Annotated in this window: 5 protein-coding genes and 1 pseudogene; 4 read left to right on the top strand and 2 right to left on the bottom strand. The window is 67.6% G+C overall.

The features are described from left to right. Positions 1-415, top strand: a pseudogene (locus ITI46_RS10225) (DUF5685 family protein); the annotation flags it as partial. A gap of 288 nt (positions 416-703) precedes the next feature. Then, a complete protein-coding gene (locus ITI46_RS10220; RefSeq protein ID WP_209239134.1) occupies positions 704-1,966 on the top strand; it encodes a hypothetical protein in 1,263 nt (420 codons plus the stop codon). 358 nt (positions 1,967-2,324) lie between these two features. Here the strand turns inward: ITI46_RS10220 and ITI46_RS10215 are convergent, their stop codons facing one another. After that, the gene (locus tag ITI46_RS10215) at positions 2,325-4,745 is read right to left on the bottom strand and encodes a tetratricopeptide repeat protein (RefSeq protein ID WP_247745755.1); all 2,421 of its coding nucleotides are present in this window, start codon (positions 4,743-4,745) and stop codon (positions 2,325-2,327) included. A 542-nt stretch (positions 4,746-5,287) separates the two neighbouring features. Here ITI46_RS10215 and ITI46_RS10210 point away from each other — a divergent pair. Together ITI46_RS10210 and ITI46_RS10205 are read left to right on the top strand one after the other, a co-directional pair. After that, positions 5,288-8,176, top strand: coding sequence for an ATP-binding protein (locus tag ITI46_RS10210; RefSeq protein ID WP_372451893.1), 2,889 nt, complete (start codon positions 5,288-5,290; stop codon positions 8,174-8,176). Positions 8,177-8,927: 751 nt separating this feature from the next. Continuing rightward, positions 8,928-10,433, top strand: coding sequence for a glyceraldehyde-3-phosphate dehydrogenase (locus tag ITI46_RS10205; RefSeq protein WP_209239132.1), 1,506 nt, complete (start codon positions 8,928-8,930; stop codon positions 10,431-10,433). On the opposite strand, the gene ITI46_RS10200 is transcribed toward ITI46_RS10205, so the two are convergent. Then, the gene (locus tag ITI46_RS10200) at positions 10,430-11,155 is read right to left on the bottom strand and encodes a hypothetical protein (protein WP_209239131.1); all 726 of its coding nucleotides are present in this window, start codon (positions 11,153-11,155) and stop codon (positions 10,430-10,432) included. The genes ITI46_RS10205 and ITI46_RS10200 overlap by 4 nt on opposite strands. Positions 11,156-11,402: the final 247 nt, after the last annotated feature.

Genomic DNA, 11,402 nt, shown 5'->3' with positions numbered 1-11,402 from the left:
GGCACCGCAGAACCTCAACGGCCCGGTGAACCCCCACGCGGGCCGAGGCGACAACCGGCAGCGTGGCGGCGGTGAGGACTGGGGCGGCGGCAACGGCGGTGGCGGCTGGGGCGGCTGGGGCGACGGCTCGGGCGGCCAGGGCAACGGCGGCCCCAACACGCCCCAGCGCCCCCCGCGCGGCTTCTTCGCCGGCTGCGCCGCCTTCGTCGGTCTCTGCTGCACCTGCCAGCTGTGCTGCGCCTCGCAGTACGAGGGCCCCTGGTCCCGCAAAAAGCGCGAGGGCCTCTGCTCGGACTGCTGCGACGCTTGCGACTGCTGCAGCAACTGCAACTGTGACTGCTGCGGCGGTGGCGGCGACAGCGGCGGCGGTGACGGCGGCTGCTGCGACTGTGACTGCGGCTGCTGCGACTGCTGAGGACGGCGCGCCGTACGGACCCCGCCACTCCCCGATCCCCTGGCGGCCCCGCCGGGAGAGGCTGGCTGCGACTGATGACGGGTGTACCAAAGAAACGGAAAGCCACGGCTGCGGTGGTGCGGGGCGTGGCAGAGTGCGAGGTACCTCCCCGAGGTGGTCGCCCCCGCCCCGTGCCTGCCGTCGCCGGGCCAGCCGCTGCAAGAATTCGTCAAGCCCATGACCAGGGTTCCGCATGCCCCGCCGGGCACACCCTCCCTCGCACCATTCGGCGATGATATGGGGGAGAGCATGTCCGTCTTGGACATCAGCAGCAGCGCACCGGCGCGACAGCCCGCCAGCATGTGGGCCACGCTGCCGGAGGGCAAGAAGGTACTGGTCGTCGTGCACACCGAGGTGTACGGCAAGCGGCTTCAGGATCTGCTGCCGCTGCTGGAATCGGATCTGCGGCTCGAGGTGGCCTTCACGGTCGCCCCGCACGCCTTCAACGAAGGAGCGATGAGCTTCCTACGATCGCTGGGCGCCACGGTGCTCAGCTGGGAGGAAGCCGTACGAACGGAGTTCGATCTGGCACTGGCCGCGGGGTCCCGGGGCACTGAACAGCTGAATGCGCCCCTGGTGCGGGTCTCCCACGGGGCCGGCCACCTGAAACTTACCCGTGCGGAAGAGGTCGGCCCCGGGGAGCCCCGCGCACCAGGGGGTATCACAGGCCGCGGATACCTCACCTGGAAGGGCAGGATCGTGCCCAAGGCGGTCGCACTGCCGCACCGGGACGATCTGGCAGCACTGGAACGCTGGTGTCCCGAGGCTCTTCCGGCCGCTGAGGTGGTCGGTGACCCGTGCTACGACCGTATCCGCCAGAGTCTGCCGTTGCGCGAGACCTACCGGAGGGCGCTGGGCCTGGCGGCCGGTCAGAAACTGGTCATGGTCACCTCCACGTGGGGGCACACTTCATCGTTCAACCGGATCGGTGCCCTGCTCCCGCGGTTGCTGTCCGAGTTGCCGCAGGAGGAGTACCGGGTGGCCGTGCTAGTCCATCCCAACGTCTGGTCGCGGTACGGGGCCTGGCAGGTGCGCGCCTGGCTGGCAGGGTGCGCGAAGGCGGGATTCACCGTGCTGCCCCCGGAAGCCGACTGGCGGCAGCCGCTGATCGCTGCCGACTGGCTCGTCGGGGACTACGGCTCCGTGACGCTGTACGGCACCATCACCCCGGCACCGATCCTCCTCACCCACTTTCCGCACCGGGACGCGAATCCGGCATCTCCTGGAATCGATCTGGCGTTGACGGCGCCGGCCCTCTCGTCCGCCCACCCGCTCTGCGATCAACTCGCCTACGCGGCAGCGGAGTACCCACGCGCCGATTACGACCGGATAGCCGGTCGGATCTCCTCCGAACCCGGGTTGTTCAGCCGGAACTTCCGCCGACTGCTCTACCGCGTGCTGGGCCTCGGTCAGCCCGCTTGTCCTCCGGTCACCGAACCGCTGCCGTTGCCACCGCCGTTGCAGATGCTGGGGCAGCCGGACAGTAGCCGACCGCGGAGCGTAGCCCTGTGACCGGCCTGCGCTTCGTGTCACCGCACGACGACGACTGCGTGTGCGTGGACCTCGACCTGTGCGCGGACGAACGGGTGCGGCAGTGCGCCGATGTGCTGTACGGCAGTGGCCTGCACTGCCCGGAGGAGCTGCTGAGGCGGTACCCCGGGTGTCTGTGCGTCACCCTCCGCGCGGCGGAGACCACCGGTCGGGGCACGTCGTACACGGTGCTGTGCAGAGGCAGCTGGCAACTCGAAGTGAGCCTACGCTGCGTGCCATCGGCTGACGCACACCGGAGTTTCGCCTCTGCCGTGTACAGCTGGCTGCTGGAGGGCGTGCCACCGGACCAGTTGGGCCACGTGCTCGGACGCGCCGCAGCTCATGCCTCCGGGCCGGGAGGACCCGTCAAGCCTCCAGCCTGCCGCGAGGTGGCGCCAAGACGCTTCCTCAGTCTTCGTGCGTCGCTTGGGCTTACGGGTTCGTAGAGGGCAAGCGAGTCCAAGAAATGCCGCCGGGCAGCCTCGGTTTCCTGCTGCTCCTGCGCGGTCTGCCCGAGCATCTCCAGAACGTGCGCCTGCCAGTGCACCGAGCCCACCGCGCGGAACTCGCCGAGGGCCGTGTTCAGCAGGCGCACGGCTTCTTGGTATTCCCGCACGGAAGGATGTGCACAGGCACGGCCCAGGAACGCCAGCGCGCGCGCCGCGTCGTATGTGTCCTGGACGGCGAGCAGTTCCGTCCGGGCCTGCGACAAATACTGCCGGGCCTGGTCGGGCCGGTCCGCTGCGAGTGCGACGTCGCCGAGACAGATCCGGGTCAGCGCCTCACCGCGCCGATAGCCGATGGCTGACCGGATGTCGAGGGACTCCGTGAAGAGGAGGGCTGCTCGCTTCAGCCCGCCTGCCAGCCGATGCGTCTGCCCAAGCCCGTGAAGGGCCTGCGCCTCCGCCCGGCGGTCACCGCGGCTGCGCGCGTCTTCCAGTGCTTGACCGAACCAGTCGAGAGCGTCGTCGAGGCGGCCTGCGTTGTACATGCCGCTGCCGCCCGTCGTCAACATCCGGCTGACACCGTCCGGATGACCCGCGCGCCGGGCAGCGGCCAGCCCCAACTGGTGCGATTCGACCCACAAGTCGTAGGGGCGGGTGCGCAGGAACCATGGCTGCATGGCATCGACAAGCTGCCAGCAGGTGGCGTCCCAGCCCCGCTCCGCAGACAATCGGACCAGCTGCATCAGATTCGGACCCTCGCTGTTCATCCAGTCCAGGGCCCTACCCGCCTCCTCGAAGCCGAGTGCGGCGGCAGGAGGAAAGACATAGTCCCGCCGTAGCCGGCGATGGCTCGGAGCGAGCAGCGTCCGGGCGGCCGTGGCTGTGCTGAGATACCAGTCGGCGAGTCTGCGCACAGTGTCGGCCGAAGCGGCCTCCGTCTCCTCCCGAGCCGCCCGTTGGGCGGCATGCAGTCGGATGAGGTCATGGAGGCGGTATCCGACCCGGCCTGTTGTGGGGTGAGGGCCGAGCTCCTCGAGGAGGCTGGCTTCGATCAGTTCTTCCAGGAGGCCCCGCATTGTCTGTACGTCCGCGGCGCAGGCAGCAGCAGCCGCCTGGATACCGAAGACGTCCACAGGCAGGACGCCGAGCCGCCGGTAGGCGCACGCCACATCCGGTGTAAGCACTTGGTAGGACTCATCCAGAGCCGACTCCACAACCTGGTCCCCTTCCAGCCGAAAGCTGTCCAGTCGCTGGGTCCGCGCGGTCATCGCACCGGCTACGGCAGCTATGCTCTGCTGAGGCCGGGCTGCCATACGGGCCGCAGCAACGCACACTGCGAGCGGTAACCCGGCGCACATCGTCGCTACTCGACGTACCGAGGCAGGGTCGTCCTCGGCGCGCCGGTCTCCGATCCGGCGGTTGAGCAGCTCAACCGATTCCTCGGGGCCGAGCACGTCGAGCGAGTGGAACGCCGCCCCGTCCACCCCGAGTCCGGCCAGTCGCCGACGGCTGACGACGACCACCAGGCTCTCCCCGCCACCGGGCAGCAGGGGCCGGACTTGGGCCGCGCTAATCGCATTGTCCAGTACCAGTGCCACTCGCTTCTCAGCTGTCAAGGAGCGCCACAATGCCGCCATTTCCGCGAGTTCGGCGGGAGCCTGCTGACAGCCCATCGACCGCAGCAGCCTGCCGAGCGCGTCGCTCGGGCGCTGGGCGCCACTGAGGGAGTAGCCGGTCAGATCCGCGTAGAGCTGACCGTCAGGGAAGGAGGGTGCGAGCGGATTCAGCCAGCGTGACACCAGCACCGTCTTCCCCACGCCGGCGGGCCCGGTCACCACGACGATCGGTGTGGACTCTCCCCGGTGTCCGACCCGGATGCGTTCGAGTGCGGCGAGATCGCTGTCCCGGTCCACGAAGTCAGCGGGGATCGGCAGCAGTTGCCGTGGCACAGGAGGTCTCGGTGGCGGCTCCGTCCGTACCTGGACATTCCCCCGGATCTCGCGGGTCTGGATCACGGTTCCCGACAGCACGGAGCCGTCAATGGCGTTCGCCGATCCCGATGCCTGCCTGTTGCTGTCCTCGGCCTCGGAGAAGCGTTGACATTGGAGCAACCAGACGCGTAGCACGGCCAGGAATCCGGGCTGGGCGCGGGCACGAGCGAGCAGCGCTTCGGCAAATGCAATTGCATTTTTCCGATCACCCGGTTCCAGTTCGATACTGACCATGGCTCGGAACAGCTCGTCTTCCGGCTCCTGAGCGATTCCGTTCACAATCTCCGACAAACCATTCCAGAGCACCGGCTCTCGGGCAACCATGGTCATTGTCGTGGCCAATTCAGGTACCGAAATAGATCGCATCCGGGGCCTCCCCCTGTTCTCCCAGATCACAGTCACCGGCTCGGACCGAAGCGAGTGTTACCCGCTCGGCTTGCGACTGAGACCTGCCGATTTCGAACGAGTGAGAAAGGACGTAGAAGGTTTCAGCCAATTAGTCCGATCAAGAGGGACGCTCTGGTAGGGGACCCCTCGACCTGTCATCCTCGGACAAAGAGAAGTCATCTTCTGGCAAAGTCACACAAGTCGAACCGGCGAGGGGCGAGCTGGTGGACTTCGAGATCCTTCTCCTGGGACCCGTGGGCCTATGGGTGGACGGTCGGCACGACCCCCTGGGATCAGCCAAAGAACGCACCCTCCTCGCGGCACTCGCCGTCGACGCGGGAAAGGCAGTCGCGGCCGACACCCTCGTACACCGTCTCTGGGAAGACGGAGAGCTGCCGGCCAAGCCTCACGCCGGCCTGCATGTGTACGCAGCCAGGCTGCGTCGGCGGTTGCGGCACTCGGCAGACCCCGCTCTCCTGGTGCAACAGGCCCGCACCTACACGCTCGACGTCACCCCGGATGTCATCGACTATCACCGTTTCCACTGCCTGACCACGCATGCACACAGCATGCGGGACCGGTCCGGTGCAGAAGCTCTGGCCGCCCTGCGAGAAGCCGACGCGCTCTGGCGCGGCGAGCCGCTGGCCGGGCTGGCCGGAAGCTGGGCCGCAGAGATCCGCGCCGGACTGGAGGCCAGACGCCTGACGGCTCGCGTCGAACAGGCGGATCTCGAGCTACGGACCGGAGACTTCTCGGGCCCGGCGCACGATTTGTCGCTGCTGCTCCGACAGCAGCCCACCAACGAGACCATCGCCGGCCACCTCATGGTCGCGTACTACGGCTGCGGGAGGCAGGCCGATGCCCTGCACGTGTATGAGCACGTCCGCAGGCGGCTCCGGGAGGAACTGGGAGTCGATCCCGGTAAGGACTTCAGCCGGATACACCGCCTGATCCTCCAACAGGCGCCGATGAGCGAACTCCTCCCCGCGCAGCCGGACGCCGTCGCTTCTGTACCGGCCGTCAACAACCTGCCGGCGCACGTCGACATCGTCGGGCGCGAGCATGAACTCGCCGCCCTGCAAGAGCCGCCCGGCGAGGGAACGATCATCGCCCTGCAGAGCATTTCAGGAATGGCGGGCGTCGGTAAGTCTCTCCTGGCGTTCCATGCCGCGCGAAAACTGCAGTCCGCCTACCCGGATGGACAGCTGTACGTCGATCTGCGAGCACACTCCCCGAGAAGACGGCCGCTGACCCCGTCCTCCGCGCTCGCCTCACTGCTGAGAACGCTGGGGCTCCCCTCAGAAGGCATCCCGCACAGCATCGAGGAAAGGACAGCGCTGTGGCGCAGCCTGCTGCGAGACCGACGCGCCGTCGTCGTCCTCGACGACGCCGCGACTGCCGAACAGATTCGGCCGCTGCTGCCTCTTGGCTCGTCCTCCCTTGTGCTGCTCACCAGCCGTCAGCGGCTGACCGGTGTGCCGGGCATTCGCTCACTCTTCGTGGACGTCCTGCCGGAGCCGGACGCCATGGCACTCTTCACCCGCCTGGTCGGCCCGGAACGGGCCCGGGATGCCGATCAGGTGAGCGCCGTCGTGGAGCTGTGCGGCCGCCTGCCGCTGGCCATCGAACTGGCTGCGGGACGACTGCGGTCCCGGCCTGCATGGACCGTTCGGCACCTCCACCGAAAGCTGGCGCAGAGCCGCAGCAGGCTGCGGGAGATACGGGACCGGGGCTCGGGGATCGACCGGGCCTTCGAACTCTCCTATCGCACGCTGACCCGCAAGCAGCAAACCGCATTCCGCCGTCTCGGGCTGCACTTCGGGCCGGACTTCGGCCCACACGCCGCTGCTGCCCTCATCGGCACCTCGGTCGACGACGCCGAGCACCTGGTCGAGGGCCTGCTCGACTCCAGCCTGCTGACCGAGCCCGAAGCGGAGCGCTACCGCTTCCACGACCTGCTGGGTGAGTACGCGCTGACCCTCGCCCGGCAGGACCCCGGAGAGGAAGCGGACGCGCTGGAACGACTGGTCGACTTCTACCTCGCCGCCGCGCTGGAAGCCGACCTGTCGGCACACCCCCGCCGTGCCCGCGTCGACATCGTCCCCGAACGGTCCGCACCACCTCCGCCCGAGATCCCGTTTCTGCGCGACGAGCTGGAAGCCAGAACGTGGCTGCTCACCGAGGGCTCCGCGCTGGTCGCCGCAGAAGACTACGCACGTACGCACGGCTCTCCGCACAAAGCGGCCCATCTCGCCCATGTCCTCGCGATGTTCCTGGACGCCGAAGGGCTGTGGGACGAGGCGGAACTGATGCACCGACACGCCGCGCAGCACTGGCACGAGCACAGCGCATCCCGGGCCGAATCCCTGGCGCGGATCGATCTGAGCATCACCCACGCCCACGCGGGACGCTACACCGAAGCTGCCGCCGCGGGGCAGCGGGCCCTGACGGTGGCCCGCGGTGCAGGGGACCCGGAGTGCACCGCTGAAGCACTCCACCAGCTGGGAATACTTCACTGGCACCGCGGAGAATACCGCAGAATGCTGGAACTCCAGCAGGAAGCGCTCGAAATACGCATCCGGTCGAATGATCAGTGGAACCAGGCCAGGAGTACGAACACGATAGGGATTGCCCATCTCCATCTGGGGAACAGCGGAGCCTCGTTCCGATATTTCCAGGAAGCACTGCTGCAGTTCCGCGAGATAGGAGACTCCCGAGGCGAGGCGCAGGCACTGAACAATCTCGCGGACGCCCATCTGCATGCAGGCGATATCGAGTCGGCACGTCAACTCTTCTCGCGCTCCCTGGAAATCGCAACAGAATCGAGCAGCCGTTGGGAGCAGGCCATGACTCAACTGAACCTGGGCAGCACCCTGGCCGTCCCGGAAGAAATGGACGTCATCCTCGATCTGTACGGTGAGGCCCTCGCGTCCTTCCAACGGCTCGGCGACAGACGGAACGAGACCATTACCCGCATCGCCCTCGGCGACGCATTCCGCAAGGCCGGTCGCCACGAGGAGTCCCTGGAACAGCACCGGCTCTCCCTGACGCTGGCACGCAGTATCGGAGCGGGCCTGGAAGAGGCCCAGGCCCTCCGGGGCCTGGGAACCGCCGAGCGCCACCTGGGGGAACACACCACCGCGCGACGGCACCTCGAGGAGTCACTGACCCTCACCGCCAGCATGCAGTCGCCAGAAGAAGAAGCACGCAGTCAGGACTCGCTGGCGGAACTGGAACTTTCCGACGGACGCATAGACCAAGCGACAGTGCTTTGGAAATCTGCCTTTGGCATATTCATTCACCTCGACACTTCCGAGGCAGCCCGTATAAAGCAGCGCATCCGTTACGCACAAGATCTACGCGGGTAGCGATTCCCGAGTTGATCACGCCTCGTCGTAGGCTTTAATGTTCATGCCCTCGCGCACACCGCGTCGAGACCGAACCCATTGAACAAGAAAGCCTTACGCGCATGTTCGCACCGCCGCCACCTCCGCCGGTTTTTGTCATCTCGGGGGCCGGAACCACCGAAAACCCTGCCGCTGACTCGAAACTCGGATTCAATTCCGAGTCGCCCATCGCCTTTGTTGTCGATGCCGCCCTCCACGTGACCGAGTCCGGCCGGTACGGCATAGCAGAGCAGGCAGTCTGCATCCCCTCCAGCCTCAGTTCCCCGCCGGGAGCGGGCCCCGCCGACCTGCCCCGTCACATATCCATCTGACAGTCACTGCTCCACGCTGAGGGGCACCGCGGGAAGGACGGCCGAACACCATGAGGGGCTCCGGGGACGGTCACCACCGTCCCCGGAGCCCCTCAGCAAGCGAGAGTCGGGTCAGCTCAGTGAAGCCAGCGCCTCGTTGAAGGTCTTCGACGGGCGCATGACGGCCGCGGCCTCCGCCGCTACCGCGCTGCTCTCGCTCCTCGCCGTCACCGCGGTCAGCTTCGCAGGCCTTCTGGCGATTTGATAGCGACGGCACAGTGGGCTTGCTCGGTCACCGGCTCCGAGGCTCTGGAGGTTCCCGAAGCCAGCCGCAGCTTGGCGACTCCGCGCAAGCCCCTGGGCAAAGGCTGCCCCGCCCAGGGGTTAGCATATGAGCACCGCCTAGCTCGAAAGATAAATCTGTGACTGTCAACGACGACGTGTTCACCAACTGGAAGCACCGCGAGGAGATCGCGGAGTCGATGATCCCGATCATCGGGAAGCTGCACCGCGAGCGGGACGTGACCGTCCTGCTGCACAGCCGCTCCTTGGTGAACAAGTCGGTGATCAGCATCCTCAAGGCCCACCGGTTCGCCCGGCAGATAGCCGGCGCCGAACTGTCGGTGACCGAGACGCTGCCGTTCCTCCAGGCCCTCACCGCGCTCGACCTCGGCCCCTCCCAGATCGACATCGGGATGCTCGCCGCGACGTACAAGGGCGACGACCGCGGGCTGTCGGTGGAGGAGTTCACCGCGCGGGCCGTCGCCGGGGCCACCGGGCCCGACAAGAGTGAGCGCCGCGCGTCGCGGGACGTCGTGCTCTACGGGTTCGGCCGGATCGGTCGCCTGCTGGCCCGGCTGCTCATCGAGAAGGCCGGCTCCGGCAACGGGCTGCGGCTGCGCGCCATCGTCGTACGCAAGGGTGCGGGCGAGGCCGGGCAGGACCTCGTCAAGCGGGCCTCGCTGCTGCGCCGCGACTCGATCCATGGCCAGTTCCAGGGCACCATCACCGTCGACGAGGCGAACAGCACCATCGTCGCCAACGGCAACGAGATCAAGGTGATCTACTCCGACGATCCGACGTCGGTGGATTACACCGCGTACGGCATCGAGGACGCCATCCTCATCGACAACACCGGCAGGTGGCGGGACCGCGAGGGGCTCTCCAAGCACCTGCGCCCCGGTGTCGACAAGGTGATTCTGACTGCGCCGGGCAAGGGCGATGTGCCGAACGTGGTGCACGGGGTCAACCACGACATGATCAAGCCGGACGAGCAGATCATCTCCTGCGCCTCCTGCACCACCAACGCGATCGTGCCGCCGCTGAAGGCGATGGCGGACGAGTACGGGGTGCTGCGCGGTCACGTGGAGACCGTCCACTCGTTCACCAACGACCAGAACCTGCTGGACAATTACCACAAGTCGGACCGGCGTGGCCGCTCGGCGCCGCTGAACATGGTGATCACCGAGACCGGTGCCGCCTCCGCCGTCGCCAAGGCGCTGCCGGACCTGAAGGCGAAGATCACCGGCAGCTCGATCCGCGTTCCGGTGCCGGACGTCTCGATCGCCATCCTCAATCTGCAGCTGGCCCGCGAGACCAGCCGCGAGGAGGTGCTCGACTACCTCCGCGACGTCTCCCTGACCTCGCCGCTCAAGCGCCAGATCGACTTCATCACCGCCCCCGACGCGGTCTCCAACGACTTCATCGGCTCGCGCCACGCCTCGATCGTGGACGCCGGCGCCACCAAGGTGGACGGCGACAACGCGATTCTCTACCTCTGGTACGACAACGAGTTCGGCTACTCCTGCCAGGTCATCCGCGTCGTCCAGTACGTGTCCGGAACGGAGCACCCGACCTACCCGGCACCGGAGTCGGCCTCAGCACCGGCACCGGATTCGGCTTCGGCCTCGGCTTCGATCTCGGATTAGTTCTCGGCTCCGTCTTCGGCGGTCTGATTTCGGGTGCCGGCCGCCTCGTCCGGTTGCGGTCTGCCGAGCGGGAGTCCGTGCTCGTCCGCGAACGCCCGCCGGCACAGGCCGTGGCAGAAGCCGTACATCACCCCTTCGTGTACGAGGGTGAGTGTGGAGTCCTCCAGCTCCACACTCATCCCGCAGACCGGGTCGATCAGTGTGTGAGGTGAGGGGCTCGGCGCCGGGCGCCCCGCAGTTGCGTCCCGGTACTCCCGGGAGACGAGCTCCGTGAGATCCAGGCTGCTCATCGCCCTGCCGTGGATGCCGACGCTCCCCTCCGAGATGCCGTCCACCAGGATCACGGCGTGCGGTTCACGGCGCACTCGCTCCGGGTCGCGCCCCGCCGAGCGTTCCGTCTCGGCCAGCACATCGGTGATGATCCGCACCATGTGCGTGCTCACCTCCTTGCGCCACGACGCCGGAACGGTGACCCGTACCAGATAGCGCGGCGGATCCGCCGGGTCCGCCCGGCCCGCCCGGCCCGCCGTCGGCCGTGCGCCGAGAACCCAGGCCGCGGGCTCGTGCACGAGCACCTGCGTGATCGCGCGCTGCGCATCGATGACCTCGATGGCGTGACTGTCGTCCTCCACCATGAGCGCGTCGATGAGCCGCCGCCCGAGCGCCTCCCGCTCGCCCTCGCTCAGCACACCCCTGGGCGCGAACACTTCGATCAACAGCATCCCGCTCTCCCTTCACCGCACCCTGCCGTTCGTCGCCGAATGCCGCCCACGGTACGGGTAGGGGGTATACGGGCCATCCCTCGCGAGGACGATCCGCGCGTTACCGCGACGGCAGTAGCCCGCCCTGAATCCGAGACCGATCCGTAGGCTGGCGCGGGGTATTGACGTCACTGCTCCGGCCGCGGTCCGGGCACGGTCCAGCCCGGGGCGGTGGCGAGGGGAACGGGACGGTGGCAACCGGAAGCGA

The sequence above is a fragment of the Streptomyces oryzae genome, assembly GCF_017676365.1.
Classification (GTDB): domain Bacteria; phylum Actinomycetota; class Actinomycetes; order Streptomycetales; family Streptomycetaceae; genus Streptomyces; species Streptomyces oryzae.
This window is presented reverse-complemented; position numbering and strand designations above follow the sequence as displayed.